The sequence below is a fragment of the Allotabrizicola aquatica (SeqCode) genome, assembly GCF_965194375.1.
Taxonomy (GTDB): domain Bacteria; phylum Pseudomonadota; class Alphaproteobacteria; order Rhodobacterales; family Rhodobacteraceae; genus Tabrizicola_A; species Tabrizicola_A aquatica.
This window is the reverse complement of sequence record NZ_CBDAEL010000007.1, coordinates 60,827-86,752: the sequence shown is the minus strand read 5'-3', so window position 1 is coordinate 86,752 and position 25,926 is coordinate 60,827. Positions and strand designations below refer to the sequence as shown.

27 protein-coding genes and 1 pseudogene are annotated in these 25,926 nt (G+C 60.6%); 20 read left to right on the top strand and 8 right to left on the bottom strand.

Features of this window, described 5'->3' with window-relative positions; genetic code table 11:
- Window positions 1–38: 38 nt before the first annotated feature.
- The 11 genes from rpoZ to AC72UB_RS10345 all read left to right on the top strand — a co-directional run bounded on the left by rpoZ (window position 39) and on the right by AC72UB_RS10345 (window position 10,061).
- Window positions 39–392, top strand: a complete 354-nt coding sequence (rpoZ, locus tag AC72UB_RS10395) for a DNA-directed RNA polymerase subunit omega (protein WP_505189711.1) — start codon at window positions 39–41, stop codon at window positions 390–392.
- Window positions 393–428: 36 nt separating this feature from the next.
- Entirely contained in the window at window positions 429–2,546 is a 2,118-nt protein-coding gene (locus AC72UB_RS10390) for a RelA/SpoT family protein (protein WP_505189710.1), read from the top strand.
- A gap of 66 nt (window positions 2,547–2,612) precedes the next feature.
- A complete protein-coding gene (locus AC72UB_RS10385) occupies window positions 2,613–3,308 on the top strand; it encodes a DUF2062 domain-containing protein (protein WP_463288749.1) in 696 nt (231 codons plus the stop codon).
- A 19-nt stretch (window positions 3,309–3,327) separates the two neighbouring features.
- Window positions 3,328–4,077: a pyridoxine 5'-phosphate synthase gene (locus AC72UB_RS10380; RefSeq protein ID WP_505189709.1), complete on the top strand. Its 750-nt coding sequence runs from the start codon at window positions 3,328–3,330 to the stop codon at window positions 4,075–4,077.
- A 105-nt stretch (window positions 4,078–4,182) separates the two neighbouring features.
- Complete coding sequence (lepB, locus tag AC72UB_RS10375) at window positions 4,183–4,962, top strand: signal peptidase I (protein WP_505189708.1); 780 nt, start codon at window positions 4,183–4,185, stop codon at window positions 4,960–4,962.
- 2 nt (window positions 4,963–4,964) lie between these two features.
- On the top strand, window positions 4,965–5,981 hold the full coding sequence (gene lepB / locus AC72UB_RS10370) for a signal peptidase I (RefSeq protein WP_505189707.1): 1,017 nt from the start codon (window positions 4,965–4,967) through the stop codon (window positions 5,979–5,981).
- Window positions 5,978–6,667: a ribonuclease III gene (gene rnc, locus AC72UB_RS10365; protein WP_505189706.1), complete on the top strand. Its 690-nt coding sequence runs from the start codon at window positions 5,978–5,980 to the stop codon at window positions 6,665–6,667. Before lepB (AC72UB_RS10370) ends, rnc begins: the two co-directional genes overlap by 4 nt.
- Window positions 6,660–7,586: a GTPase Era gene (era, locus tag AC72UB_RS10360; RefSeq protein ID WP_463288744.1), complete on the top strand. Its 927-nt coding sequence runs from the start codon at window positions 6,660–6,662 to the stop codon at window positions 7,584–7,586. Before rnc ends, era begins: the two co-directional genes overlap by 8 nt.
- 72 nt (window positions 7,587–7,658) lie before the next feature.
- Window positions 7,659–7,997, top strand: coding sequence for a DUF1491 family protein (locus tag AC72UB_RS10355; RefSeq protein WP_505189705.1), 339 nt, complete (start codon window positions 7,659–7,661; stop codon window positions 7,995–7,997).
- A 39-nt stretch (window positions 7,998–8,036) separates the two neighbouring features.
- Window positions 8,037–8,759: a DNA repair protein RecO gene (gene recO, locus AC72UB_RS10350; protein WP_505189704.1), complete on the top strand. Its 723-nt coding sequence runs from the start codon at window positions 8,037–8,039 to the stop codon at window positions 8,757–8,759.
- Between the two features lie 84 nt (window positions 8,760–8,843).
- Window positions 8,844–10,061, top strand: coding sequence for an MFS transporter (locus AC72UB_RS10345; protein WP_463288741.1), 1,218 nt, complete (start codon window positions 8,844–8,846; stop codon window positions 10,059–10,061).
- On the opposite strand, the gene AC72UB_RS10340 is transcribed toward AC72UB_RS10345, so the two are convergent.
- The gene (locus AC72UB_RS10340; protein ID WP_505189703.1) at window positions 10,058–11,065 is read right to left on the bottom strand and encodes an NAD-dependent epimerase/dehydratase family protein; all 1,008 of its coding nucleotides are present in this window, start codon (window positions 11,063–11,065) and stop codon (window positions 10,058–10,060) included. The genes AC72UB_RS10345 and AC72UB_RS10340 overlap by 4 nt on opposite strands.
- 74 nt (window positions 11,066–11,139) lie before the next feature.
- Window positions 11,140–12,798 carry an acyl-CoA dehydrogenase family protein gene (locus AC72UB_RS10335; protein ID WP_505189702.1) on the bottom strand — a complete coding sequence of 553 codons (1,659 nt, stop codon included), beginning with the start codon at window positions 12,796–12,798 and terminating at the stop codon, window positions 11,140–11,142.
- Between the two features lie 168 nt (window positions 12,799–12,966).
- On the opposite strand from AC72UB_RS10335, the gene AC72UB_RS10330 reads away from it, so the two are divergent.
- Window positions 12,967–13,731, top strand: a complete 765-nt coding sequence (locus AC72UB_RS10330; RefSeq protein ID WP_505189701.1) for a sulfite exporter TauE/SafE family protein — start codon at window positions 12,967–12,969, stop codon at window positions 13,729–13,731.
- Window positions 13,732–13,812: 81 nt separating this feature from the next.
- On the opposite strand, the pseudogene AC72UB_RS10325 reads toward AC72UB_RS10330, so the two are convergent.
- Window positions 13,813–15,406 (bottom strand): annotated as a pseudogene (locus AC72UB_RS10325) (phosphoenolpyruvate carboxykinase).
- A 352-nt stretch (window positions 15,407–15,758) separates the two neighbouring features.
- Here AC72UB_RS10325 and AC72UB_RS10320 point away from each other — a divergent pair.
- From AC72UB_RS10320 to AC72UB_RS10290, 7 genes are read left to right on the top strand one after another with little or no spacing between them, the layout of a single operon-like run.
- Window positions 15,759–16,460 carry a response regulator transcription factor gene (locus AC72UB_RS10320; protein WP_463288736.1) on the top strand — a complete coding sequence of 234 codons (702 nt, stop codon included), beginning with the start codon at window positions 15,759–15,761 and terminating at the stop codon, window positions 16,458–16,460.
- Between the two features lie 9 nt (window positions 16,461–16,469).
- Window positions 16,470–18,155: a sensor N-terminal transmembrane domain-containing protein gene (locus tag AC72UB_RS10315; protein WP_505189700.1), complete on the top strand. Its 1,686-nt coding sequence runs from the start codon at window positions 16,470–16,472 to the stop codon at window positions 18,153–18,155.
- Window positions 18,152–18,586: an HPr kinase/phosphorylase gene (locus AC72UB_RS10310; RefSeq protein ID WP_505189699.1), complete on the top strand. Its 435-nt coding sequence runs from the start codon at window positions 18,152–18,154 to the stop codon at window positions 18,584–18,586. Before AC72UB_RS10315 ends, AC72UB_RS10310 begins: the two co-directional genes overlap by 4 nt.
- 14 nt (window positions 18,587–18,600) lie before the next feature.
- Window positions 18,601–19,512, top strand: coding sequence for an RNase adapter RapZ (gene rapZ, locus AC72UB_RS10305; RefSeq protein ID WP_505189698.1), 912 nt, complete (start codon window positions 18,601–18,603; stop codon window positions 19,510–19,512).
- Window positions 19,513–19,519: 7 nt separating this feature from the next.
- Complete coding sequence (locus tag AC72UB_RS10300) at window positions 19,520–19,921, top strand: PTS sugar transporter subunit IIA (protein WP_463288732.1); 402 nt, start codon at window positions 19,520–19,522, stop codon at window positions 19,919–19,921.
- A complete protein-coding gene (locus AC72UB_RS10295) occupies window positions 19,918–20,187 on the top strand; it encodes an HPr family phosphocarrier protein (RefSeq protein ID WP_505189697.1) in 270 nt (89 codons plus the stop codon). Before AC72UB_RS10300 ends, AC72UB_RS10295 begins: the two co-directional genes overlap by 4 nt.
- 30 nt (window positions 20,188–20,217) lie before the next feature.
- Window positions 20,218–21,105 carry a lysophospholipid acyltransferase family protein gene (locus AC72UB_RS10290; RefSeq protein ID WP_505189696.1) on the top strand — a complete coding sequence of 296 codons (888 nt, stop codon included), beginning with the start codon at window positions 20,218–20,220 and terminating at the stop codon, window positions 21,103–21,105.
- A gap of 68 nt (window positions 21,106–21,173) precedes the next feature.
- Here the strand turns inward: AC72UB_RS10290 and AC72UB_RS10285 are convergent, their stop codons facing one another.
- Window positions 21,174–22,049, bottom strand: coding sequence for a 3-hydroxybutyryl-CoA dehydrogenase (locus AC72UB_RS10285; protein ID WP_505189695.1), 876 nt, complete (start codon window positions 22,047–22,049; stop codon window positions 21,174–21,176).
- A gap of 158 nt (window positions 22,050–22,207) precedes the next feature.
- Here AC72UB_RS10285 and AC72UB_RS10280 point away from each other — a divergent pair, with 158 nt between their 5' ends.
- Window positions 22,208–23,035, top strand: a complete 828-nt coding sequence (locus tag AC72UB_RS10280; protein WP_505189694.1) for a DUF6473 family protein — start codon at window positions 22,208–22,210, stop codon at window positions 23,033–23,035.
- Between the two features lie 238 nt (window positions 23,036–23,273).
- Here AC72UB_RS10280 and AC72UB_RS10275 read toward each other — a convergent pair whose 3' ends face one another.
- From AC72UB_RS10275 to AC72UB_RS10260, 4 genes are all read right to left on the bottom strand, one after another.
- Window positions 23,274–24,185, bottom strand: coding sequence for an electron transfer flavoprotein subunit alpha/FixB family protein (locus AC72UB_RS10275; RefSeq protein ID WP_505189693.1), 912 nt, complete (start codon window positions 24,183–24,185; stop codon window positions 23,274–23,276).
- The gene (locus AC72UB_RS10270) at window positions 24,185–24,946 is read right to left on the bottom strand and encodes an electron transfer flavoprotein subunit beta/FixA family protein (protein WP_505189692.1); all 762 of its coding nucleotides are present in this window, start codon (window positions 24,944–24,946) and stop codon (window positions 24,185–24,187) included. The genes AC72UB_RS10275 and AC72UB_RS10270 overlap by 1 nt, the downstream gene beginning before the upstream one ends.
- A gap of 138 nt (window positions 24,947–25,084) precedes the next feature.
- Complete coding sequence (locus tag AC72UB_RS10265) at window positions 25,085–25,657, bottom strand: cob(I)yrinic acid a,c-diamide adenosyltransferase (RefSeq protein ID WP_505189691.1); 573 nt, start codon at window positions 25,655–25,657, stop codon at window positions 25,085–25,087.
- Window positions 25,657–25,866, bottom strand: a complete 210-nt coding sequence (locus AC72UB_RS10260) for a twin transmembrane helix small protein (protein WP_505189767.1) — start codon at window positions 25,864–25,866, stop codon at window positions 25,657–25,659. Before AC72UB_RS10260 ends, AC72UB_RS10265 begins: the two co-directional genes overlap by 1 nt.
- Window positions 25,867–25,926 lie beyond the last annotated feature (60 nt).

Sequence of the window (25,926 nt, the reverse complement as noted above, 5' to 3'; positions counted from 1 at the left end):
ATAGGCGCTTCCATTTTCCCAAGCCCCTGGAGCATCCCATGGCCCGCGTGACGGTCGAAGATTGCGTTGACAAGGTTCCCAACCGGTTTGAACTGGTGATGCTGGCCGCCCATCGGGCGCGCGAAATTCAGTCTGGGTCTGTCACCACTGTGGACCGCGACAACGACAAAAACCCCGTTGTTGCTCTGCGCGAGATTGCAGAAGAAACCCAGCTTGCCGGTTCGCTGCGCGAGCGGATGATCGAGTCGCACCAGACCCAGATCGAGGTGGACGAGCCGGAAGAAGACCAGATGGCGCTTTTGATGTCGGGCGAGATTGATCGCCCGATGGCCGACGACATGTCGGAAGAGCGGATGCTGCGCATGCTGATGGAAGCCCAGGGCGAAAACTGAGCGTGACTCAAGGCCGCAAGGCCGGGCGGGGCGGTGATGATCGACGTTGAAGACCTCATCGCCCTTGTCCGAAACTACAACCCCCGTTCCAACGCTGATCTGATCCGCCGTGCTTATGCCTACGGCATTCAGATGCATGAGGGGCAGTTTCGAAAATCGGGTGAGCCTTACTTTACCCACCCCGTTGCCGTTGCGGCCATTCTGACCGAACAGCAACTCGACGATGCCACCATCGTCACGGCCTTGTTGCACGACACGATCGAGGACACCAAATCCACCTATTCTGAGGTGGAGCGGCTCTTTGGCACCGAAGTGGCCGAGTTGGTCGATGGCGTGACCAAGCTGACCAACCTGCAGCTCTCCTCGACCGAATCGCAGCAGGCTGAGAACTTTCGCAAGCTGTTCATGGCGATGTCGAAAGACCTGCGGGTGATTTTGGTCAAGCTGGCTGACCGGCTCCACAACATGCGCACCATTCGCAGCATGAAGCCGGAAAAGCAGGTGCAAAAGGCCCGCGAAACCATGGAGATCTATGCGCCCTTGGCTGGTCGCATGGGGATGCAATGGATGCGCGAGGAGTTGGAGGATCTGTCCTTCAAGGTTCTGAACCCCGAGGCGCGCAACTCGATCATCCGCCGGTTTCTGACCTTGCAGAAAGAAGCGGGCGATGTGGTTCACAAGATCACCGCCGACATCCGCTCTGAACTTGAAAAAGTGCAGATTGAAGCTTCGGTCTATGGTCGGGCGAAAAAGCCCTATTCTATCTGGCGCAAGATGCAAGAGAAGGATTTGGCCTTTTCGCGCCTGTCCGACATCTACGGCTTTCGAGTGATTTGCGATTCTATGGCTGACTGCTATCGGATCCTTGGCGTCATCCACCAGCGCTGGCGCGCCGTACCGGGGCGGTTCAAGGATTACATCAGCCAGCCCAAGAACAACGGCTATCGGTCGATCCACACCACGGTGTCTGGCCGCGACGGCAAACGAGTTGAGGTGCAGATCCGCACGCGTGAGATGCATGAGGTGGCCGAGGCTGGCGTTGCCGCGCACTGGTCTTACCGCGAAGGCGTGCGTGCCAAGAACCCCTTTGCCGTTGATCCTGCCAAGTGGATCGCCAGCCTGACCGAGCGTCTGGACGAAGAGGACCACGACGAGTTTCTCGAGCATGTGAAGCTTGAGATGTATTCCGATCAGGTGTTCTGCTTTACGCCCAAGGGCGATGTCGTGCAGCTGCCGCGCGGGGCGACCCCTTTGGATTATGCCTATTCGATCCATACGCGCATCGGGAACTCTTGCGTGTCGGCCAAGGTTGACGGCATCCGCGTGCCTTTGTGGACGCGGCTGAAGAACGGCCAGTCGGTGGAAATCATTACGGCCGAGGGCCAGCGACCGCAGGCCAGTTGGATTGACATTGTCACCACCGGGCGCGCCAAGGCCGCGATCCGTCGGTCTTTGCGCGAAGAGGACCGGGGGCGCTTTGTGCGTCTGGGTCAAGAGCTGGCACGGGCGGCGTTTGAGCATGTCGGCAAGAAGGCCACCGACAAGGCGCTGCGTACGGCAGCCAAAATGCTGGGCGTACCGGATGAGGTAGAGCTTCTGGCCCGGCTCGGTTCGGCCGAGTTGACGGCGCGTAAGGTGGTCGAAACGCTTTATCCTGAGCTATCCAAGTCTGCGACCGAAGAGGTTGAGACCGCCCGCCCGGTTGTCGGGCTGGACGACAGCCAAACCTTCCGCCGCGCCCAATGCTGCCAACCCCTGCCGGGGGAACGGATCGTTGGCATCGCCTATCGCGGGCAGGGGGTTGTTATCCATGCCATCGACTGCCCGGCGCTCGAAGAATTCGAAGAACAACCGTCTCGTTGGGTTGATCTTCACTGGCATGCAGGTCGTCACAAGGCGGTGAACGCGGTCAGCCTTGAAATCACGATCTCGAACGATGCCGGGGTCTTGGGCCGCGTCTGTACCTTGATCGGCGAACAGAAGGCCAATATCTCGGATCTGCGGTTCACAGAACGCAAACCAGATTTTTACCGAGTGATCGTTGACGTTGACTTGCGCGACGTTGAACATTTGCACATGGTCATGACCGCGCTTGAAGCCGAGACGGATGTGGCACAGGTTGCCCGTCATCGGGATGTGACGCGAAAGCCCTAAGCTGGGCAAATGCGGGTATTGGCCCGCAAGGAAGGAAACGGGTTGGTTTTCAAGCGCCGAGATCCCATGAGTTGGGGCGCATGGCTGCGTGAGCAGATCTATCCGCGCAGCGGTTTTCGCCGCGCGACCCGTTATGTCATCCACCGCATGACCCGCCTACCAGACCAACCTCACAAGGTGGCGCGCGGGGTGTTTGCTGGGTCTTTGGTGGGTTTCCTGCCCTTGCCCGGCTTGCAGTTCCTTGCTGCATGGGCAGCCAGCCGGGCGATCAACGGCAACCTTTTGGCCGCGCTGCTGGCCACGTTCAACACCAACCCAATCACCACGCCTTTCTTTGCCGTTCTGGCCATGACGCTGGGCCACTGGATGCTGGGCATAGAAAAGCCCTTGTCGTGGGAATACATCTCAGGCGCAACCGAGCAGGCCGCGGTGGACCTTTGGTTCAACTTCACCGCCATATTCACCGCCGATGTCACCCGCTGGGATGGGCTTTATCAGTTTTGGCATGAAATCTACTGGCCCTACTTCATTGGAGCTTTGGGGCCGGGCATCATTTTAAGCCTGATTGGCTATTACATCACCATCCCGCTGGTCGAGGCGTATCAAAAGGCCCGCGCAGCAAAGGCGGATGATCGCAAAGAAAAGCGGTCCCGGCTGAAGGCGACCATTGCCGAGGCGGCGGCGCGCTTGCGCCCGCACCGCGACGGCGACAAGCTAGACACACGGGGCGACCGCAAAGATTCGGGCGACCCCAAGATCTGACCAAGAAAGGAAGCGGGCTTTGGAAAAGCTGCGGCTGGGTGTGAATATCGACCATGTGGCCACTGTGCGTAATGCGCGTGGATCGGCTTGGCCCGATCCGCTGCGTGCCGCGCTTTTGGCCGAAGCTGCCGGGGCCGATGGCATCACCGCGCATCTGCGCGAAGATCGCCGCCATATCCGCGACGCCGATATGGAGGCGCTGATGGCAGGCATCGGTATTCCATTGAATTTCGAATGCGCCGCCACCGATGAGATGGCCGCCATTGCGCTGCGGCTCAAGCCCCATGCGGTTTGCCTTGTGCCCGAGCGGCGCGAGGAGCGCACGACCGAGGGCGGTTTGGATGTCGCGGGTGATGAAGCCCGGCTGGCCCGCTATATCGCGCCCCTGCGTGATGCGGGTTGCCGTGTGTCGATGTTCATCGGTCATGATCCGCGCCAGATCGAAGCCTCGGCCCGCATCGGGGCGGCGGTGGTCGAACTCCACACCGGCCACTACTCCGACCTGCATGCCGAAGGCCGCCATGATGAGGCCGAGGCTGAGTTGGCAGCCCTGTGCAAGGGGGCTGCACTGGCCCATGCGCTGGGCCTTGAAGTGCATGCTGGGCACGGGCTGACTTATGAAAATGTTGCCCCGATTGCAGCCATCCCCGAGCTGCGCGAGCTGAACATCGGGCATTTCCTGATCGGCGAGGCGGTGTTCATGGGTCTTGGCCCGGCCATCGAGGAAATGCGCCGCCGGATGGACATGGCGCGGCCGCGGCGCGGATAACCGCGCCCATTGCCGGGCTTCGCCCCTGCAACTTGACTCCCCGTCCCCCCGCGCGCATGTAGCGCCGAGGATGCACGGCGAACCCTACGAAAGAAGGCGACCAAGATGGCAAAATCCGAAGGCGGAATTGGCGAGACCATCAAGACCGTGGTCTGGGCGCTGTTGATCGCGGGTGCCTTCCGCTCACTGTTCTTTCAGCCTTTCTGGATCCCGTCCGAGTCGATGAAGTCGACGCTGCTGATCGGCGACTTTATCTTCGTCAACAAGATGGCCTACGGCTATTCGCGCTATTCCTGCCCCTTTGGCATCTGCCCAATCTCAGGGCGCGTTCTGGGATCAGATCCCGAACGTGGCGATGTGGTGGTGTTCCGCCATCCGGTCAACGGGTCTGACATGATCAAGCGGCTGATCGGTCTGCCGGGCGATCAGATCCAGATTAAGCAGGGTGTGCTTTACATCAATGGTGCTGCGGCTCCGCAGGTGGCTGATGGGGTGTTTGAAGAAATCTTCGAGCCGCAAGGCCCGATGGCCAACCGCCCCGGCTGCGCCAATGCCCCCTCGATGGGCGAGATTTGTGAAAAGCCGCGCTTCCGCGAAACGCTGCCCAATGGCGTGACCCATACGATCTTGAACATTGGGGATGCCACCGGGCTTCCGGACAATTCTGACATCTTTACCGTGCCCGAGAAGCATTACTTCTTCATGGGTGACAACCGCGACAATTCCACCGACAGCCGCTATCCGCAGTCTGCGGGTGGCGTGGGCTTTGTCGCGGAAGAGTTCCTGATTGGCCGAGCCGATCGGGTGATGTTCTCATCTGCAGGCAGCCGGATGCTGTATTTCTGGACGTGGCGGAGCGACCGCTACTACGAGGCCATCGAATAGGCATGCCCCTTCTGACGGCGCTTTTCGATTTGCATGGAACGGCAACCCGCAAGCAAGCCTTGCGGGTTTTCGCTGTGCTGCTGGTCGCTATTGCTGTGGCGATGCTGGTCGAACGGCTAGCGCCTAACTACAGCCGGTTTGTCGTGCCGCTAGTCGGCTTTGTTTATGTTTGGTGGTGGGCCACTGCTGTGCGTCGGTTGCATGATGCGGGGCGCAGCGGCGTCTGGGCCTTGGCCTTGTGTGTGCCCGTCCTTGGCCTTCTTGCCTCGCTTATGGTGTTGTTTCTGCGCGCTGACAGGCCCTTCAATGGGGGTTTGGCCGGCTTGCAACTCGCTGGGTCACTGGGCCTTGTGCTGTTGACCCTGCTTTCGGCGAGCCGTCTGACATGGGCCCCATACTGGGCGCCGGCCGTGTCGATGAAGCCTACGCTTAGCGCTGGGGACTATCTTGCTGTTCGCCATCTTGGGGCCGCTGCTTTGGTGCGCGGAGATCTCGTGGTGTTTCGCCACCCTGTCAGCGGTGAGGCGCATATCCATCGGTTGATCGGCCTTGCAGGAGATGTCGTGGCTATGCAGGGCGGTCAGCTTGTCTTGAACGGCCAGACCTTGCCGCAAGAGGATGCTGGCGTTTTGCAAGAGATCTATGGGACCCAAGGCCCGCTGGGCAGCTTGCCGCGCTGTTCCAATACGGTGGTTGGCGTTGGCGCGATCTGCGAGACGGATCTGCGGTCTGAAACCCTGCCCGAGGGGCGGAGCTATCGGGTCGCGAACATCGAGGATGGAGGCTTTGCCGATGATATTGGGCCCTTCACCGTGCCAGAGGGTCAGATGTTTCTGCTGGGCGATAATCGCGACGATTCCGCTGACAGTCGCTTTGCCCAAGCTGCCGGAGGGCTGGGCTTTGTCCCGCTTGAAAATGTGATAGGACGTGTGACACGGGTGATCTTCTCGTCAGCGGGCAGCTCGCCTTGGGCGGTATGGGCTTGGCGCAACGATCGCATCTTCAGGTCGGTGAAATGAGGCTTTCGGCGGATCTTTTGGCCTTTCAGGGCCGCATCGGGCACCAGTTTCGCCAGCCTTCGCTTTTGGTGCGGGCTGTCACGCATTCCTCAATCTCCTCGCCGACGCGGCCCGACAACCAGCGGCTGGAGTTTCTGGGCGACCGGGTGTTGGGCCTTGTGATGTCCGAGGCGCTTTTGTCTGCTGATGGCAAGGCGAGCGAGGGGCAATTGGCGCCGCGCTTTAATGCGCTGGTGCGCAAGGAAACCTGTGCCGATGTGGCGCGCGAGATTGGTCTGGGCGATGTGCTGAAGCTTGGCCGCTCTGAAATGCTGTCAGGCGGACGGCGGAAGGATGCGCTTCTGGGGGATGCTTTGGAGGCAGTGATTGCCGCTGTCTATTTGGATTCCGGGTTCGAGGCGGCCAAGGTCTTGGTCCTGCGGCTCTGGGGCCAGCGGGTTGGCATGGTCGAGACCGATGCGCGCGATCCCAAGACCAGCCTTCAGGAGTGGGCGCAGGCCCGCGCGATGAAGGTGCCCAGTTACACAGAGCTTGGTCGTGATGGCCCCGATCACGCCCCACAATTCACCGTCGAGGTAAAGCTTGACAATGGCGAGGTGGAAACCGCCCGCGCCAGCACGAAACGCGCCGCCGAACAGGCCGCAGCCCGGGCGCTTTTGGCCCGGATGGAGCAATTGAATGACTGAGACGAACCTTGGAACACGCGCCGGATTCGTCGCCCTGATCGGCGAACCGAATGCGGGGAAATCGACGCTTTTGAACCGAATGGTGGGGGCCAAGGTCTCGATCGTCACCCATAAGGTGCAAACGACCCGCGCTCGAATTCGGGGGATCGCGATTGAAGCGCAAAGTCAGATCGTGTTCGTGGACACGCCCGGCATTTTCCGCCCGCGCCGCCGTTTGGACCGCTCGATGGTCAAGGCAGCTTGGGGCGGTGCGTCGGACGCTGACATTGTGGTCCTGTTGATCGAAGCGCATCGCGGTTTGACTGAGGGGGCGCAGGCGATCATTGACCGTCTGCGGGACGAGATGCCGCGCGGCAAGCCGGTTGCCTTGGCGATCAACAAGATTGACCGGGTGAAGGCTGAGGTGCTGCTGGCGCTGACCCAAAAGATGAATGAGGCCTTCCCCTTCGCCAAGACCTTCATGATCTCGGCCGAGCGCGGGTATGGGGTCGATGATCTGCGCGAGTGGCTCGCCGCCGAGGTGCCTGCGGGCCCATGGTTCTATCCCGAGGATCAGATTGCCGATCTGCCGATGCGGATGATCGCCGCCGAGATGACGCGCGAAAAGCTGACCCTTCGCCTGCACGAAGAACTGCCCTATCAGCTGACCGTTGAGACCGAAAAATGGGAAGACAAGCCCGACGGATCAACCCGGATCGACCAGATCATCTATGTCTCGCGCGATGGGCATAAGGGGATTGTGCTGGGCAATGGTGGTGAGACCATCAAATCCATCGGCACGGCAGCGCGGGCTGAAATCTCGTCCTTTTTGGATCGCAAGGTGCATCTCTTCCTGCAGGTCAAGGTGCGGGAAAACTGGCAGGAAGAGGCCGAGCGCTATTCCGAGATGGGGCTTGAGTTCAAGGACGGCGATGCTTGAGAGTGTCTTGAGCTGTTGCTTTTGCGGGGCTGTTGAAGCCTCCGGCGGGAGTATTTTGGCCAAGATGAAATTATGAGTGCGCGTCTGGCAACCGGGGTCTGGGTGGCGGCGTATCTCGCACGGTTGCGGATGGCCGGGATGGCGGCCTATGTGGTGGCCAAGGGCGATGCGACGGCTGGGGCAGTGGTGGTCAAGGTCGTTCTGCCGGGCGGGCGCGGCAAGGCCATGGTGCGCGGCTTTGATCTGGCCAGCGGGGCGCGCCTGTGGCGCGTGTTGGCTGAGGGTGATGAGCGCGAAGTGGACGCCCTTTTGCAGCGCGAACGTGGCCGCGACCCTGATCTTTGGGTGATTGATGTCGAAGATCCGTCGGGGTTGGCGCTCCTTGGCGAAGAGGGCTTTGCCAGCGACTGATGCTTGCCAAGCCTGCCCGGGCGTGTCGATAGTCAAGTCATGGAATGGCGGGACGAAGGCTGTGTCATTGCTGTGCGCGCGCATGGCGAAACGGCTGCGATCATCGAGGTGTTCACGGCGGCCCATGGCCGTCATGCGGGCGTGGTGCGCGGGGGCGCTTCGCGCCGGATGGCGGCTGTGTTGCAGCCCGGCAGTCAGGTTGCCGTACAATGGCAGGCCCGGCTTTCTGAACATATGGGCGTTTTCGCCGTGGAGCCGGTGCAATCGCGGGCGGCGCTGATGGCGGATCGGCTGTCCTTGGCCGGGTTGAACGCGATCTGCGCCATGATTCATGTTTGTTTGCCGGAACGGGCGCCGCATCCCGCACTTTGGCGCGGCACGATGGCACTCTTGGCTGACATTGAGCAAGGTGGCGATTGGCCTGCGCAGTATCTGCGTTGGGAGGTCGCGCTGTTGGATGAATTAGGCTTTGGGCTGGACCTTGGTCGTTGTGCGGTGACCGGCAGCCGCGAAGGCTTGGCCTATGTCAGCCCGAGAACCGGCCGCGCGGTGAGTGTGGCGGGGGCGGGAGAGTGGGCGGCGCGGTTGTTGCCTTTGCCGTCGGTGGTGATGGGTCAGGGGCCGGCCAGCCCGCAGGAGTTGGGGCAAGGCTTTGCGCTGACGGGGCATTTTCTGTTGAAGGGGCTGGAGCCTGTGCTGTTCGGTCAAGCCTTACCCGCCGCGCGGATGCGATTGATCGACATGTTGAACGACAAGGCCTGAACAGGCGTCGCCAAGGTCGCCAACAGACTCGTCTTGTGTCGCCTGCGTGGCAGATGCCTATGTTGGAGCCATTAGGGTCGGATTATGGCGTTACGATATATTCCCCTGCATCTGAAACATTCGGCCACGCCGAAGATTACCGATTTTGCTGTGTTGTCCGGGCTTGAGGCGGCGGTGCGTGGCACGTTGATTTCGACGGTGCCGATCGCGGTTTATGATGCCTTTGGCTCGGCGAGTGATCTGTCGACGGTGTACCTTGCGGCGGGGATCATCACGCTATTTTGGGGCCTTTTGGTGCCCCGCATCACCCAGATGCTTCCGCGCCGCTGGGTCTATTCGACGGGATGTGCGCTGTATCTCGTCGCGATGGCTTTGTTCATCATGGGCACGCCAATGTCGGTTCAGGCCGCGATCTTGATTTCAGGCATGGCGACGGTGACAACCTTTGTCTGTCTGAACGCCTATGTGCTGGACTATGTCGCGCGGGCCGATCTTGGCAAGACCCAAGGCCAGCAGATGGTTTATGCCGCTGTGCCTTGGGCCGTCGGGCCGCTGACCGGGGTTTGGCTGCGCAGCATCTGGGACCCGCTGCCGTTTCTGGTGGCAGGCGGCTTTGCCGTGATCTTGCTGGCGGTGTTTTGGTATCTGCGGCTGGGCAATGGCAAGCAGATCACCCGGGCCAAGGGGCCGGCGGTTAATCCCTTGGCCTATCTGGGACGGTTCTTCCGGCAGCCACGTCTCATCATTGGTTGGCTGTTTGCGGTGTTCCGCAGCTGTGGCTGGTGGGTTTATGTGGTGTATGTGCCGGTCTTTTGCATTGAAAGCGGGCTGGGCGACAAGCTGGGTGGCGTCATGCTGTCGATCAGCAACGCGACGCTTTTGTTGTCGCCGATGATGGCGGGGATTGTGCGGCGGCTTTCGGTGCGGCGGACCTTGCTTTGGACGATGGCTTATTGTGCGGGTCTCTTCATCTTGGCCACCGTGGTATCGCCCATGCCTTGGTTGGCGCTGGGCTTGTTGTTCCTTGCCTCGTTTGGGCTTGTGATGCTGGACGTTGTGGGGGGCTTGCCCTTCCTGATGTCGGTAAAGCCGTCGGAGCGGGCCGAGATGGCGGCGGTGTATTCCAGCTTCCGGGATGTCTCGGGCATTCTGACCCCAGGTGCGGCCTATTTGGTCCTGTTGGTCTTGCCGCTTTCGGGCATTTTTGCTGCCAGCGGCATGGCCTTTGCGCTGTCATGGTGGCTGGCGCTGAACCTGCACCCGCGTCTTGGGACGCAGCGCCCGTCGCGCGGCGGGGCCTAGACTTCGCCCTTTTGCAAAAGCCACTCGGCGCTGGCGCGCAAGGCCCCTTCGGGCGAGATAAAGCGCATGTCCAAAACCTCACGCGCGCGGGCGTTTGACATGGGGTGCGACTTGCCCACGGCGGGCAGGATGGCTTTGATCTGTGGGTCAAACAGCGCTAAAAGCCGCAGCACCACCTTTGGGGCGATGCGGGTGGCGATCCGGCGCTTTGGGTAGGCGCGCTTTAGCTCGGTCGCCATGGCGGCCATGGTCATATTGCCCGCCACGGCCAGAATGCGCATGCCAGCCACCGCGGGGCGTTCCAGCGCGCGCAGGTGCATTTCGGCGACATCGCGCACATCGACCACCGGGAAATCCAGCATCGGCACCATCGGATCCTTGCCGCGCAGGATGCGGGCAATCACCCCGATCGAACTGCCGTAATGGCGGTCCAGCGGCGGGCCCATCACAAAGCCGGGGTTAATCGTGGTGAGGCGAAGCCCGTTGGCCGCGGCGAACTCCCACGCGGCCTGTTCGGCCAAGGTCTTTGACTGGCCATAGGCCGAGGTGTCAGCCGCGTTCGGGTCGCACCAATCGGCCTCATCCTGTAGCCCGGATTTGGACGTATCGCTCACCGCCACGGTTGAGGACGTCAGCACCACCCGCGAAACTCCTGCCGCCTTGGCCGCCCGAAGCGCCCGCAAGGTGCCCTCAACGGCGGGGCGGATCAGCACCTGCGGGTCTTTCGGCTGGGCCACTGGAAAGGGCGAGGCGGTGTGGATCAGCGCGCTTACCCCGTGCATGGCGTCTTGCCAGCCTGCATCCGCCTCAAGATCCAGCACGACGAAGGACAGCCGCTCTAGCGCCTCTGGCCCCACCACCGGGGCAAGGGCAGCCCGCACTTCATCTGCGCGGTCCAGCCGGCGCACCGATCCGCGGACCGTATGACCTGCCGCCAGAAGCTTGGCCGCGACATGTTTGGCGATGAAACCGGAAATGCCGGTCAGAAAGACGGTTTGGGGCATTGCAAAAGTCCAAATGAGAAAGGGCAGAGAGGCTTAGATAGCCGTCTCTGCCCCCAAATCCAGCTCAATCAAGCTTAGTCGAGCAAGCGGCGCGCGATCACCTGCGCCTGAATCTCGGCGGCTCCTTCAAAGATGTTCAGGATGCGGGCATCGCACAGGATGCGGCTGATCTGGTATTCCAACGCAAAGCCGTTGCCGCCATGGATCTGCAGGGCATTGTCGGCACTGGACCACGCCACGCGGGCGCCCAGAAGCTTGGCCATGCCAGCCTCAAGATCGCAGCGCTTGTCGTTGTCTTTTTGCCAAGCGCTGAAATAGGTCAGCTGCCGGGCGACCATGATTTCCACCGCCATCATGGCGAGCTTCGAAACGATCCGTGGGAATTCAACCAGCGATTTGCCAAACTGTTTGCGGTCCTCGGCATACTTCATGCCGATTTCCAGCGCCGATTGTGCCACGCCAATGGCGCGCGCGCCGGTCTGGATGCGGGCGGATTCAAAGGTCTGCATCAGTTGCTTGAAGCCTTGGCCTTCAACGCCGCCAAGAAGATTATCTGCCGAGACCTTGAACCCGTCAAAAGCCAACTCGTATTCTTTCATGCCCCGATAACCCAGAACCTCGATCTCGCCGCCGGTCATGCCGGGGGTCGGGAAGGGGGCCTCGTCGGTGCCGGGGGTCTTTTCGGCCAGAAACATCGACAGGCCGCGATAGTCTGTGGTGTCGGGGTTGGTGCGGGCCAAAAGGGTCATCACATGCGTGCGCGCGGCATGGGTGATCCATGTCTTGTTACCGGTGACTTCCCAGCCCTCCTCGGTCCGCACGGCGCGGGTGCGCAAGGACCCCAGATCCGACCCGGTGTTCGGCTCGGTGAACACGGCCGTCGGCAGCGTCTCACCGCTGGCCAGACGCGGAAGCCATTTGGCCTTTTGCTCGGCCGTGCCACCGCAAAGGATCAACTCGGCGGCAATCTCGGTGCGGGTGGCCAGCGACCCGACGCCGATATAGCCGCGCGAAAGCTCTTCTGACACCACGACCATTGATGCTTTTGACAGGCCAAAGCCGCCGAATTCTTCCGGAATGGTCAGGCCGAACACGCCCATTTCGGCGAGTTCTTCGATGATCTGCATCGGGATCAATTCGTCCTTCAGGTGCCAGCCATGGGCAAAGGGGATAACCTTTTCCTCGGCATAGCGGCGGAACTGGTCGCGGATCATTTCCAGTTCTTCACCCAGACCTGAGGCGCCAAAGGTCGCACGGCCTTGATTGTCGCGCATCAAACACACCAGCTCGGCCCTTGCTGAATGGGTGTTGCCCATCGCGATCAGCCGTGACGCAGCAGCGCCAGGTGCGGGCATGGAAATACCCAAATCAGACGGCCGAGCCATCTCGCCTTGCGACATTGGGATGCCGCCACGGATTTGGGTTAGATATTCGCCAAAGGCGATCTGAACGATAAGGGCCTCCATGTCACCAAAGCTGCCCTGTTCCTTCAGGCGCAAACCCCAAGCCTGCGTTTGGCGCAAGGCTTCGGTGTAAGTGGCCAGCCAAGCCAAGGCATGGGCGGCGAACTGATGTTCCTCGAGTGCCGCACTTGAAATCTTGCCATTCACCGTCACCAGACCACGCAGCTTTTCGCGCGCCTCGGTGAAGAGCGCTTCCACTTCAGGAAGGGCGGATCCGGTCAAGGACAGGATGTCGTCAAGAAGGGCGGGGGTGCGGGCATCAAGGGCCATGGCGTACCTTCAGATTCTGCGATTGCGAAACGGTTAGAAGCTTTGCATCTGCAGCGCAACATCCTTTCGTCAAGGGGGTGGTGTTCCGATCTAAAATGTCGCAGCCGTTTTTCACCGTGCAGCAGCCCCTGCATCGCGCTATGGCTTTGCCAAACAGCGGGGCGCGCAATGGATTTTGGGATTTTTGGTCTTGGGCCTGCGGCCTTTTGGGCTGCCGTGGCGATCACCCTGTTCGCGGGCTTTGTCAAAGGTGCGGTGGGCTTTGCCATGCCCTTGATCATGATTTCCAGCTTCTCGGCCTTTTTGGCACCGGAACAGGCACTGGCCGGGCTCATCCTGCCGACCTTGGTGACCAATATCAGCCAAGCCACCCGGCAGGGAATGGGCGCGGCGCGGGAAAGCGTCACAAAGTATCACCGTTTTCTGATTGCAACGCTGGTGTTGATTGTCGTCTCGGCCCAATTCGTGCGAGTTATTCCGCAAGGGCTATTCCTGATGCTTTTGGGTGTGCCGATCACCGCCTTTGCCTTGGCGCAACTTTCCGGGCGCAAGTTGGCGCTGAAGCTTCAGCATCGCAACCGGGCTGAATGGGCGATGGGGGCGATTGGCGGGCTATATGGCGGGGTGTCAGGGGTCTGGGGGCCGCCGTTGATTGTGTATCTCTTGTCGATCGGCGCCGATAAGGTGGAAACCGTGCGGGTTCAGGGAGTGGTGTTTTTCCTTGGCGCGGTGGTCTTGCTTGGCGCGCATCTGCAAACCGGGGTAATGGCGGGGCCGAACCTGTGGTTCTCAACCGCGCTGGTGTTGCCAGCCATGGTGGGACAGCTTCTGGGTCAAAGATTACAAGACAGGCTGGATCAGGTGCGGTTTAGTCGCTGGACCCAAGCGCTGTTGGTGCTAACCGGGCTCAATCTGATCTGGCGGGCCTTTTGAGGCTAGAAACCCTCCTCAAGTGCATCATGCACCCTTCGGGCGATCCGCGAGGCGTGCACGATGTGCTCGAAGAGCAGGTGTTTAGCCGATGGCGGTGGCTTTCACATCAGCATCGATATGGGGCAGATATTGGCCAAAGTTCTCGGAGAACATCTTGACCAGCTTGGCCGCCTGCGCGTCACAGGCGGCCTTGTCGGCCCAAGTGGCGCGTAGGTCCAAAAGGGTGGCGTCAACGTCCGGCACTTCGATGGGCACTTCAAAGCCATAATTCGGATCCTCGCGGAACTTCACCTTGTTCAGCGAGCCATCCAAAGCCGCCGACAAGAGTGCGCGGGTGGCCCTGATCGGCATGCGCCGTACGGCGCCAAACGCCCCCCCCCCGACCAGCCGGTGTTGACCAGCCAGCAAGCGGCCCCGGTCTTTGCAACCTTCTCCTGCAACAGCTTGCCGTAAACTTCCGGCCTGCGCGGCATGAAAGGCGCGCCAAAGCAGGTTGAGAAGGTGGGGTGGGTTCGACCACACCCCGTTCGGTACCGGGGGTTTTTGAGGTGAAACCGGACAGAAAGTAATACATTGCCTGTGCCGGTGTCAGCCGCGCGATGGGTGGCAGCACGCCATAGGCATCGCAGGTAATCATAATGACATTCTTCGGCATCCCGCCCAGACCCGTCGCCGAGGCGTTCGAGATATAGTCAAGTGGATAGGCGCAGCGGGTGTTTTCCGTCAGCGATGCGTCGGCAAAGTCCGGCTCCAGCGTCTCGGGGTCGTTGACCATGTTTTCCAACACGGTCGCGAATTCATGGGTGGTGGCATAGATCTCGGCCTCGGCTGACAGGTTGATAGTCTTGGCATAGCAGCCGCCCTCAAAGTTGAAGGTGCCGCGATCCGACCAGCCATGTTCATCATCACCAATCAGCCTGCGATCTGGAGCTGTGGAAAGGGTGGTCTTGCCGGTGCTGGACAGGCCAAAGAACACCGCCGTTTCATCCACGTTGCTCGGCGCATGGTTGGCCGAGCAGTGCATCGGCATCACGCCCTTTTCGGGCAGCAGGTAGTTCAAGAGCGTAAAGACCGACTTCTTGTTCCCGCCCACATACGCTGTGTTGCCGATCAAAATCAGCTTTTTGTCAAAGTTCAGCGCGATCACGGTTTCTGTGCGGCAGCCATGGCGGGTCGGGTCGGCCTTGAAGGTCGTGCAGTTGATGATCGTCCATTCGGGCGTAAAGCTGTCAAGCTCGGCGCGCTCGGGGAGGCGCAGCATGTGGCGGATGAACAGGCCATGCCATGCCAGTTATGTCACCACGCGCTCATTTAGCCGATATGCGGGATCCGCCCCACCAAAGAGATCCTGCACGAAATAGTTGCGGCCCTTCATATGCGCCAGCATGTCGGCATGCAGGTGATCGAAGGCATCAGGCGACATCGGTGCGTTGTTTTCCCACCAGATGGTGTTTTCGACCGAAGGCGTGCGGACCACGAATTTGTCTTTCGGCGAACGGCCAGTGAACTGGCCAGTGGTGCGCAGGAAGGCACCTCCCTTGCCCAGACGACCTTCGCCGCGTGCGATGGTGGTCTCGACCAAAGCAAGCTCGATATAGTTGTAATCGACGCTGCCCAGTCCCATGACGCTTTGCCCCTCAAGCCTTGCCTTGGGGTTCATACGTCCATTTGTCATCCTGCAAGGCCCTATTCCCACCGGTAAGGCGGGGTGGTCTGAGATTGGGCGCCCGCGGGCCATGGGCCGCCTCTGTTCCATGGGGCATTCGCGCCCATGGCCGCCCGATAACATTCTGATTTAGGTGGGAATAGGACGCAATCGCACAGCTAGCGCAACCACCGCAGGATTAGGGCTACCAATAGACACCATCGGAAACAACTGCGGCAAATTAGTCATTCCTTGGCATTTTTCGACGTTGAATTGAGGCCATGTGCGGGATGATTCGCACATATTGGTTGATTCCGGAGCGCGGAAACGGGATTGTGTGGCAAAAATCAGGCAAGCCGAGCAGAATAGGGAAGCCCAAACCATGGCAAGGATCGCCCTCGTGGACGACGACAGGAACATCCTGACGTCGGTTTCAATGACTCTTGAGGCTGAAGGTTTCGAAGTTGAAACCTACAATGATGGCCAATCGGCCCTCGACGCATTCAACCGGCGCATGCCAGACATGGCGGTGCTGGATATAAAGATGCCCCGGATGGACGGGATGGATCTGCTGCAAAGATTGCGGCAGAAAACGACCATGCCGGTGATCTTCCTCACCTCCAAAGACGATGAGATCGATGAGGTCTTAGGTTTGCGGATGGGCGCAGATGATTATGTGAAGAAACCCTTTAGCCAGCGGTTGCTGGTTGAACGGATCCGCTCGCTCTTGCGTCGTCAAGACGCCATTGCCACAGGCGAGGTTGCGGTCAGCGAAGAGACCAAGATCATTGAACGCGGCCATCTGCGGATGGACCCGTTGCGCCATTCCGTGGCTTGGAAGGGCAAGGATGTGTCCTTGACCGTAACCGAATTCATGCTCTTGCAGGCCTTGGCCCAGAGGCCCGGCTTTGTGAAGTCGCGCGATCAGTTGATGGATGTCGCCTATGACGATCAGGTCTATGTCGATGATCGCACGATCGACAGCCACATCAAGCGCTTGCGCAAGAAGATGCGCTCTGTCGATGAGGAATTCTCGGCGATCGAGACGCTGTATGGCATCGGTTACCGCTATAACGAAGAATGACCCCGCAAGATGACGGTGGCCGGTAAGATTGATATCCGCAGTTCAAAGCCGGTGAAGGAGGGAGACCTTCTTCTTGGCGAAGACTGGGAATCGCCCGAAGCTGGCGTTGACCCCACCATCAGCGAGGGGCGCGCCCGGCGTGGCCTGATTTCGCTCAACCGGTCGCCCTTGGCGCGCAAGATCATTGTTTTTAACCTCTTGGCCTTGACCGTTTTGGTGGCAGGGGTGCTGTTCCTGAACCCGTTCCGCGACAGTCTGGTCGTCCAGCGCGAACGCGCCTTGGTGACTGAGGCGCAGTTGGTCGCCAATGTGGTCAGCGCGCTTCAAACGGCTGAGGGCAACCTGCCGCGCAGTTTGGGTGGGGTTTCTGTTGGTCCGGGTCTTGAGGTGTTCTTGTTTGACCCAAGTGGCGCACTTGTGGCCCAGACGGTTGGCCAAGAGCGCCCTGGCATCGCGCCGGACCAACCGCGCTCGACCGTCATCACTGACCTTCTCAATACAATCTGGAGCGGGGTATCCGCTGTCATCGGCGGCGACCAAGGTCAGAATCAGCCTGACACGGGCGCATCGCTTGCGCGTGGTCTGTTTGTGCCGGCGCTTTCCGGTGACACCACTGCGGTGACTGGCAAGGGCTCAGAGGGTGGGGTGATCTTCTCGGTCGCAACGCCCGTTGTGCAAGGCACAACGGTTTTGGGCGTTGTCGCTTTGGCTTCGGCCGAAGGCGAGATAGACCTTTTGGTGCGCTATGAGCGTGAGCAGATCCTGCAGATGTTCGTGATCGCGCTTTTGGTGTCCATCGGCCTGAGCCTTGTGCTGGCGTCAACTATTGCCAATCCGTTGTCAGATCTTGCCGCTGCTGCCGAGCTGGGTCGTGACCGCGATGCACGCAAGATGACCCCCGGCCGCATCCGCATTCCCGATTTGGCCGCCCGGCCGGATGAGATTGGTCGCCTGTCTGTTGCAATGCGAGGGATGGTGGCCGCCCTGTATGACCGGATTGACGCCAACGAACAGTTTGCGGCCGATGTCAGCCACGAGATCAAGAACCCGCTCGCATCGTTGCGCTCGGCCGTCGGCTCCTTGCGGATGGTCAAGAAAGAAGAACATCGCGAAAAGCTGCTGGATGTGATCGATCATGACGTTCGCCGCCTTGACCGTTTGGTGAGTGACATTTCCAACGCCTCGCGGCTGGACAGTGAGTTGGTCAAGGAAGAGGAAGAAGAGTTCAATCTTGTCACAACCTTGACCAACCTGTGCGATTTCCTCGGCCAGCAGGCTTCGGAAAAAGGGGTGGAGTTCATCACCGACTTCCCGGCGGAACCGATTGCCATCCGTGGGCTCGAAGGGCGTCTGGCGCAGGTGTTCGTCAATCTTATCAGCAATGCCATCTCGTTTTGTGATGATGGCGACGCGGTGCGGGTCTGGACGCGGCGGCGTGAGAACCGGGTGCTGATCGTTGTTGAAGATACCGGCCCTGGCATCCCCGATCAGGCGCTGAATAAGGTGTTCAAGCGGTTCTATTCCGATCGGCCTGCCACCCATTTCGGCAACAATTCGGGCCTTGGCCTGTCGATCTCGAAGCAAATTGTCGAGGCCCATGGCGGGGTGATCTGGGCCGAGAACATTCGCCCCACGAATGCCGACCCGACGTCCGAACCGCTCGGGGCTCGTTTTGTGGTGGGTCTGCCGGTGTGACCGGCCCCGTCGTGCCTGACCTTCTTTTGCACGCCAGTTGCGTGGCCATTGATGGCCGGGGATTGCTGATCCTTGGTCCGTCAGGGGCTGGCAAGTCGGCGCTCGCCTTGCAAATGATGGCGCTTGGTGCCGGTCTGGTGAGCGATGACCAGACGTTGGTCTGGGCGCAGGACGGCCGGTTGCTTGCCCGCGCCCCTAAGGCGCTTTCGGGCTTGATCGAGGCGCGCTTTGTGGGATTGCTCAACGCGTCCGCTGTGCCACAGGCCGAGGTGGCACTGGTGATCGATCTGGCACACCGCGAGACCGAACGCCTGCCGCCCGAACGCAAGATCACGCTTTGTGGCATCACCTGTGCCCTTGCCTATTCCCATGAGGCATCCCATCTTCCAGCTTCGCTTATGTGCTATCTGGCTCATGGACGGCGCGCCTGAAAGGAAGTTGGCCTGTGACGAAAGAGACCGACGCAGCGCAGCCGGAACACCGGCTGGTTCTGGTCACCGGCCCTTCTGGGGCAGGGCGTTCCACGGCGATCAATGCGCTGGAAGACATCGGTTATGAGGTGATCGACAACCTGCCCTTGTCTTTGGTGCCTCATCTGATTGACGGCCCGACGCTGGACCATCCCATCGCCCTTGGCATTGACGTGCGCAACCGCGACTTCAACGCGACGGCCCTGATCGAGTTGGTCGACACGCTGACGCGCGATCCGCGGGTGGGGTTGGAGCTTTTGTATCTAGATTGCGCGCCGGACACGCTGATCAACCGCTACAGCCAGACCAAGCGACGCCATCCACTGGCCTTAGATGAAACCCCGGCCGACGGGATTACGCGTGAGATTGACCTTCTGCAGCCCATCCGGGTGCGCGCCGATCATCTGATCGACACCACCGAAATGTCGCCGCATGATCTGAAGGCCGAGATCCATGGCTGGTTCCGCAAAGGGGCGACGGCGCTCATGGCGGTGTCGGTGCAATCCTTCAGCTACAAGCGTGGCCTGCCACGGGGGTTGGACATGGTGTTCGACTGTCGCTTCTTACGAAATCCCTATTGGGACCCCGCTTTGCGGCAAAAGGATGGGCGCGATCTCGAAGTCGCCAGCCATGTCGGCAATGACCCCCGATTTCTCGAGTTTATGGATCGTGTCACGGGGCTCTTGTTGATGTTGTTGCCAGCCCATCTGGCTGAAGGAAAAGCGCATTTGTCGATTGGTTTTGGTTGCACAGGCGGGCAGCATCGATCGGTTGCAGTTGCAGAAAAACTAAGCAAGGTCCTTGCGGAAGCGGGCTGGGCGGTGTCAAAACGTCATCGGGAACTGGAACGCCGGGCGGCTGACGCCTCGGCCGGAAAATCGGGGTAATCGGCGCGTGATCGGCATCGTGATCGTCGCACATGGTGGGCTGGCGCGGGAATATCTCGCCGCGATTGAGCATGTCGTCGGGCCGCAATCGGCGATCCGGGCGATCACGATTGAGGATGACCATGATCGTGCCCAGAAACAGGCCGAGATCTGTCGCGCCACCGATGAGGTGGATGCAGGCAGCGGCGTGGTTCTGGTGACCGACATGTTCGGCGGCTCACCTTCAAACCTGTCGTTGATGGCCTGTGCGGGGGCGGGACGGCGGATTCTATACGGTGCCAACCTGCCAATGCTAATCAAGCTGGCCAAGTCGCGCGACCTGCCGGTGGCCGAGGCGGTGGCGGTGGCCATGGATGCGGGCCGCAAATATATCAACAGCCTCGATCTGGGAGGGGGCGACGCCGCATGACTGGGCAGATCCTGAAAATCGTGAACGAAAAGGGGCTGCACGCCCGCGCCTCGGCCAAGTTCGTCGAGGTGGTTGAGGCTCATGACGCCATGGCCGAGGTGACGAAGGACGGGATGACCGTTTCGGGCGACTCGATCATGGGTCTTTTGATGTTGGCAGCCTCGCGCGGAACCTCTATTGAGGTTCGGACAAGTGGCACGCAGGCCAGCGATCTTGCGCGCGCGCTTGAGGCTTTGGTGGCCAGCCGCTTTGGCGAAGATCGCTAGGGTTGGACACCAACGGGAAGGCATAGGTTCGTGACCGACACGCCGCATACAGACAAGGCCAGCGCCGCCGTTTTGGCCGGGCAAACGCCCAAGGCTGAGCGTCAGTATGACATGCGTCGTCTGTCTTATGCCGGGACATTCAAAAGCCCCGTCAAGGCCAACACGATCCGCACCTTAGAGTGGTTGACCGCGAAGGTGCAGCTTCTGCGCCTGATCCGCAGCTTTGAAAAGTCGGGCGCGCCCTTTGGGGCGCCGTTCTGGCCTAAGGCAATCCACCATATGGGGATCAGGATTGATACCCCGGAAGAGGAAATTGCCCGCATCCCCGCCACCGGTCCGGTGGTCGTTGTGGCCAACCACCCCTCGGGGTTGGTGGATGGCATGGTGATGGCCGAGCTGGTCAACCGGGTGCGGTCGGATTTCAAGATTCTGACGCGCAGCCTTTTGACCGGAATTCCCGAGGTTGAGGAATTCATGATCCCGGTTCCCTTCCCGCATGAGGAAAACGCCCGCGAGCTGGGGTTGCAGATGCGGGACGACACCATGAAGCACCTGCGCGCGGGCGGTGTGATCATTTTGTTTCCAGCCGGCAAGGTGGCAATGTCCGAAGGCTGGTGGGGCCCAGCGATTGAGTCGGAGTGGAACGTTTTCACCCACAAGATCGTGCGCTCTTCCGGCGCGACCATCGTGCCAATGCATTTCACAGGCCAGAACAGCCGGCTGTTTCAGATCGCAAATCAGCTGTCCGACACGCTGCGGCAAGGGCTGCTGCTCCATGAGATCAAACGCGCCTTGTTCAAACCCCAGCGGCCCTTTGTGGGTGCACCCATTCCAGCGAGCGAGCTGGAAAAATGGGAAGGAAACCCGCGCGGCTTTCTGGCGTGGTTGCGTCAGCACACGCTGGACTTGGGCATGTAACGCGCCCTCCTCGTCGTCTTTCAGACGCTCGTCGGGACATCACGACGAGACGCAAAGCGATCGAGGAGTTACCGCGTCGGCACCGGCGTTTCGCCGCGGTAATCGTAAAATCCGCGCTGCGTCTTGCGACCCAGCCAGCCTGCCTCGACATATTTCGTCAAAAGCGGGCAGGGGCGATATTTGGTATCGGCCAGCCCTTCATGCAGCACGTTCATGATGGCCAGGCAGGTGTCCAGCCCGATGAAATCGGCCAGTTCCAGCGGTCCCATCGGGTGATTGGCCCCCAGTTTCAGCGCCTGATCGATGGACTGCACATTGCCCACGCCTTCATAAAGCGCATAGACCGCCTCGTTGATCATCGGGATCAGGATACGGTTGACGATGAAGGCCGGGTAATCCTCGGCGCTGGCCGCTGTTTTGCCCAGACGGCCGACCACGGCCAAGAGCGTGTCATAGGTCTCAACATTGGTCGCGATACCCCGGATCAGTTCGACCAGTTGCATCAGTGGCACCGGGTTCATGAAGTGAAACCCCATGAAGCGTTCAGGCCGGTCGGTGCGCGAGGCGAGACGGGTGATCGAGATTGAAGAGGTGTTCGAGGTCAGGATCGTCTGTGGCGCCAGATGTGGGGCGAGCGTTTCGAAGATCTGGTTCTTGACCGCTTCCTTTTCGGTCGCCGCCTCAATGATCAGATCGCAAGCCCCCAGATCGGGCAGCACAAGGGTGGTCTTAATGCGCGCCATGGCCTCAGCGCGGGTCGCCTCGGTGATCTTCCCGCGCGAGGCCTGCCGTTCCAGATTCTTGTCGATGGTGGCGACGGCGCGTTTCAGCCCTTCGTCCGAGATGTCGTTCAACAGCACCTCATATCCCGACAGGGCGAAGACATGGGCGATGCCGTTGCCCATCTGACCTGCGCCGACGATCCCGACTGTCCGGATATCCATGCTGACCTCTTGCTTGACTGCCCCACAATAGGCCGGGGCCACCCTTGGGGGCAAGGCCAGCAAAACTCATGGGATTTCAAGAAAATGCTAAGTTTAGCAGGTTGGTAAGGGGAATCGGCCAATCTGGTCCCGGGTGTGACTAAACTTGGGTGTGTGAAATGGCCTATGCCTTTCCGGGCGCGGGGGCGCTTGACTATTCACCGTGCAGCTATGCCGGTTCGCGGCTTCTGTTTCGGGGTCCGAAAGCGGATTTGAGGGAGCCTTTCGTGGCCTGTCTGGGCGGGACTGAGACCTATGGGAAGTTCATCCCAACGCCATTTCCTGACCTGTTGGAAGAAATGCTGGATGTGCAGGTGGCGAACTTCGGCTGCGTGAACGCCGGGCCTGAGGTCTTTGTGCGGGAAGATGCCCTGCTAGAATCGGTGTCGCGGGCAGCGGCCTGTGTGGTGCAGATTACTGGGGCGCAAAACCTGACGAACCGGTATTACGCGGTGCATCCGCGCCGTAATGACCGTTTCACCGGTCCAACGCCGCTTTTGCGGGCGCTGTTTCGGCAGGTGGATTTCACCGAGTTCAGCTTTACCCGGCATATGATACACATGCTGCAGGGACATTCGGCCGACAGGTTTGAGGTGCTGGCCGAGGAGTTGCGCAGCGCTTGGGTCGCCCGGATGAAAGGTCTTCTGGGGCAGCTTCGTTGTCCGACGGTGCTGCTGTGGCTGGCCGATACCCCGCCGCCCAACCCCGGCAAGCGCGCCGATCTGAGCGGGGAGCCGATGCTGGTGGACAGGGAGATGGTGGCCGCTGTCAAACCCTTGGCCACCACCTATGTCGAGATGGTGCCCAGTGCCGCCGCGCGGGCCAAGGGGGCCGAGGGTATGGCCTTTGGCCCGCTGGAGGCGCCGGCGGCTGCGCGTCTGCCCGGGCCTGCCGTGCATTACGAATTGGCCAAGCGGCTGGTTCCGGTGCTGCGGCAGATGATCTGATTGGACGGGTTGATTGCTATTGCGCGCTTCTGTGGGCAAAGAAGGCGCCCCTGGGGTGGGGGTGCGTCAAACCGCCAGAGGGTCGGGGCGGGCCAATGCCGCTGAGGTTCACGCTGTGGCAGTTTCAGTATGTCAACGCGTTGGCAGCAGAGCGGATGCCGGGGCTAGATCTGCATCCCTTGTAACGCAAACGGGCGCCCGAGGGCGCCCGCCGCGAAGACGAAATCAGGTTCCGTCCTTAGAGTTTGCCGGTCATTTCCGGGACAGCAGCGAAGAGGTCGGCCACGAGGCCATAATCGGCCACTTGGAAGATCGGCGCTTCTTCGTCTTTGTTGATCGCAACGATGATCTTGGAATCCTTCATCCCCGCAAGGTGCTGGATCGCGCCCGAGATGCCGACGGCGACATAAAGCTGCGGGGCGACAACCTTGCCGGTCTGGCCAACCTGCCAGTCGTTCGGCGCATAGCCAGAGTCCACAGCAGCGCGCGAGGCACCAACGGCAGCGCCGAGCTTGTCAGCCAGACCTTCGATCAGATCGAAGGATTCCTTCGAGCCGACGCCACGGCCGCCCGAGACCACGACCTTGGCCGAGGTCAACTCGGGCCGGTCAGAGGCGGCGACGCGGTCTTCGACCCAAGTCGACAGAGCCGAGGCTTTCGGCGCAACCGTCTCAACCGATGCCGAGCCACCCATGCCCGCTGCGGCGAAGGCCGCGGTGCGCACGGTGAAGACTTTCTTCGCGTCAGCCGATTTCACGGTTTGGATCGCGTTGCCGGCATAGATCGGGCGCTCGAACGTGTCGGCGTCGATCACTGCGGTCACGTCCGACAGCACCATCACGTCCAGAAGGGCAGCCACGCGGGGAAGCACATTCTTGGAAAACGCGGTCGCAGGTGCGGCGATGTGGCTGTAGCCACCGGCCAGACCGACCACCAGATCAGCCAGCGATTCGGCAAGGCCGTGGCCCGCGTCTTCGGCGTGCAGCACCTTGGAGGCACCTTCCAGCTTGGCCGCCTCAGCCGCAGCCGAAGCCGGACCAGCGACCAGAAGATGCACTTCGCCCAGACCCTTAACACCGGTCAGCGCTTTGGCCACCGCGTCGGTCGCCAGTTGGTCGCCATTCACATCGGCAAGAAGAAGAACGGCCATCAGATCACCCCTGCTTCGTCTTTGAGTTTTGCAATCAGCTCTTCCACCGAGCCAACCTTGACGCCAGCCTTGCGGCCTGCGGGTTCGGTGGTCTTGACCACAGTCAGACGCGGCGCGACGTCAACGCCGTAATCTGCCGGGGTCTTGGTGGCCAAGGGTTTGGCCTTGGCTTTCATGATGTTCGGCAACGACGCATAGCGCGGCTCGTTCAGACGCAGATCGACCGTCACGATGGTCGGCATGGCGACCGAGATGGACTGCAGACCGCCGTCGACTTCACGGGTCACCACAGCCTTGTCGCCGTCAATCGCGAGTTCCGACACGAAGGTGGCCTGCGACCAGCCCAAAAGGGCCGCCAGCATCTGGCCAGTGGCGTTCATGTCATTGTCGATGGCCTGCTTGCCGCACAGGACGATGCCGGGGGCCTCTTCCTTGACGACTGCGGCCAAGAGCTTGGCCACAGCCAAAGGCTCGATATCGGTCTGAACATCGGCGGTGGCCTCGATCAGGATGGCGCGATCCGCGCCCATGGCGAGCGCGGTGCGCAGGGTTTCCTGCGCCTGCTTTACGCCAATCGACACCACGACCACCTCGGTCGCGATGCCCTTTTCCTTCAGCCGGATCGCCTCTTCGACGGCAATCTCGTCAAAGGGGTTCATCGACATTTTCACGTTCGCAAGATCAACACCGGAACCGTCCGCCTTCACGCGAACCTTCACGTTGTAGTCGATCACACGTTTGACAGGCACGAGGACCTTCATCGGCAGAATCTCCCAACAGCGGCCCTTAGGGCCAATTCAAGCTCTTGCATGGGCTAATACCGATTCCCGGACACAGACAACAGTGCAAATGCGACAGGAAAGGGCGACGAGACGCCGCGTATTGAGCGGTAAAGCCGATCAGCGGGTGAGGCCGGGCACCCAGAGCACGTCATCCTTACCATCGTTGTTGGCGATACGGCCAGCGACGAAGAACCAATCCGACAGGCGGTTGAGGTATTTCACCGCGTCGTTGTTCACCTCTTCCATGGTCGCAAGCTCTACCACCAACCGTTCAGCGCGGCGGCAAACGGTGCGGCACAGGTGCAGATGCGCGGCAAGCGCACTGCCGCCGGGTAGGATAAAGCTGCGCAGCGGGTTCAGCTTGTCATTCATCGCGTCGATCTCACGCTCCAGCCGGTCGACTTGGCCCGAAATCATGCGCAGCGGGGTATAGGACAGGGTGGCATCCATGTGCATGTCCGGCGTGCACAGATCAGCACCCAGATCGAAGAGGTCGTTCGAGATGCGGGCAAGGGCCGCGTCCATGTCACCAGTCGCATGTTGGCGGGCGAGGCCAACGGTCGCGTTGGTTTCATCCACCGTGCCATAGGCCGACACGCGGGTGGAGTGTTTGGCGACACGCGCGCCGTTGCCCAGCGCAGTTTCGCCCGCATCCCCAGTTTTCGTGTAGATTTTCGACAGAACGACCATCAGTTGCCTCCCCGGCTGCGCAAATATGCGAAGGACACGATCAGGATCACCGCGACGAACTGCGCGCCAATGCGCCAGCGCATCACGCGGTTGGCGTGCTTGCGATTGAACTCGCCGCCTTTGGCAAAGCCACCGATGCCGATCATCAAGATGACCAGAACGATAAGGCTGGCGATGGCGGCGACGATAAACAGCGGATCGTTGAGCATCATATGTCCCTCTTTGCGCACCATCTAGCGTGTGGATTGGAAAAAGCGAAGGCTTCTCAC

Coding starts and splice junctions, on each gene's coding strand:
- AC72UB_RS10390 (WP_505189710.1), top strand. CDS start 429: ATGATCGACGTTGAAGACCTCATCGCCCTTGTCCGAAACTACAACCCC.
- rpoZ (WP_505189711.1), top strand. CDS start 39: ATGGCCCGCGTGACGGTCGAAGATTGCGTTGACAAGGTTCCCAACCGG.
- AC72UB_RS10330 (WP_505189701.1), top strand. CDS start 12,967: ATGGATTTTGGGATTTTTGGTCTTGGGCCTGCGGCCTTTTGGGCTGCC.
- lepB (WP_505189707.1), top strand. CDS start 4,965: ATGCCCCTTCTGACGGCGCTTTTCGATTTGCATGGAACGGCAACCCGC.
- AC72UB_RS10320 (WP_463288736.1), top strand. CDS start 15,759: ATGGCAAGGATCGCCCTCGTGGACGACGACAGGAACATCCTGACGTCG.
- AC72UB_RS10355 (WP_505189705.1), top strand. CDS start 7,659: ATGAGTGCGCGTCTGGCAACCGGGGTCTGGGTGGCGGCGTATCTCGCA.
- AC72UB_RS10345 (WP_463288741.1), top strand. CDS start 8,844: ATGGCGTTACGATATATTCCCCTGCATCTGAAACATTCGGCCACGCCG.
- AC72UB_RS10285 (WP_505189695.1), bottom strand. CDS start 22,049: ATGGATATCCGGACAGTCGGGATCGTCGGCGCAGGTCAGATGGGCAAC.
- AC72UB_RS10280 (WP_505189694.1), top strand. CDS start 22,208: ATGGCCTATGCCTTTCCGGGCGCGGGGGCGCTTGACTATTCACCGTGC.
- AC72UB_RS10295 (WP_505189697.1), top strand. CDS start 19,918: ATGACTGGGCAGATCCTGAAAATCGTGAACGAAAAGGGGCTGCACGCC.
- rnc (WP_505189706.1), top strand. CDS start 5,978: ATGAGGCTTTCGGCGGATCTTTTGGCCTTTCAGGGCCGCATCGGGCAC.
- AC72UB_RS10270 (WP_505189692.1), bottom strand. CDS start 24,946: ATGAAGGTCCTCGTGCCTGTCAAACGTGTGATCGACTACAACGTGAAG.
- recO (WP_505189704.1), top strand. CDS start 8,037: ATGGAATGGCGGGACGAAGGCTGTGTCATTGCTGTGCGCGCGCATGGC.
- AC72UB_RS10265 (WP_505189691.1), bottom strand. CDS start 25,657: ATGGTCGTTCTGTCGAAAATCTACACGAAAACTGGGGATGCGGGCGAA.
- lepB (WP_505189708.1), top strand. CDS start 4,183: ATGGCAAAATCCGAAGGCGGAATTGGCGAGACCATCAAGACCGTGGTC.
- AC72UB_RS10260 (WP_505189767.1), bottom strand. CDS start 25,866: ATGCTCAACGATCCGCTGTTTATCGTCGCCGCCATCGCCAGCCTTATC.
- era (WP_463288744.1), top strand. CDS start 6,660: ATGACTGAGACGAACCTTGGAACACGCGCCGGATTCGTCGCCCTGATC.
- AC72UB_RS10315 (WP_505189700.1), top strand. CDS start 16,470: ATGACGGTGGCCGGTAAGATTGATATCCGCAGTTCAAAGCCGGTGAAG.
- AC72UB_RS10335 (WP_505189702.1), bottom strand. CDS start 12,798: ATGGCCCTTGATGCCCGCACCCCCGCCCTTCTTGACGACATCCTGTCC.
- AC72UB_RS10340 (WP_505189703.1), bottom strand. CDS start 11,065: ATGCCCCAAACCGTCTTTCTGACCGGCATTTCCGGTTTCATCGCCAAA.
- AC72UB_RS10385 (WP_463288749.1), top strand. CDS start 2,613: ATGAGTTGGGGCGCATGGCTGCGTGAGCAGATCTATCCGCGCAGCGGT.
- AC72UB_RS10275 (WP_505189693.1), bottom strand. CDS start 24,185: ATGGCCGTTCTTCTTCTTGCCGATGTGAATGGCGACCAACTGGCGACC.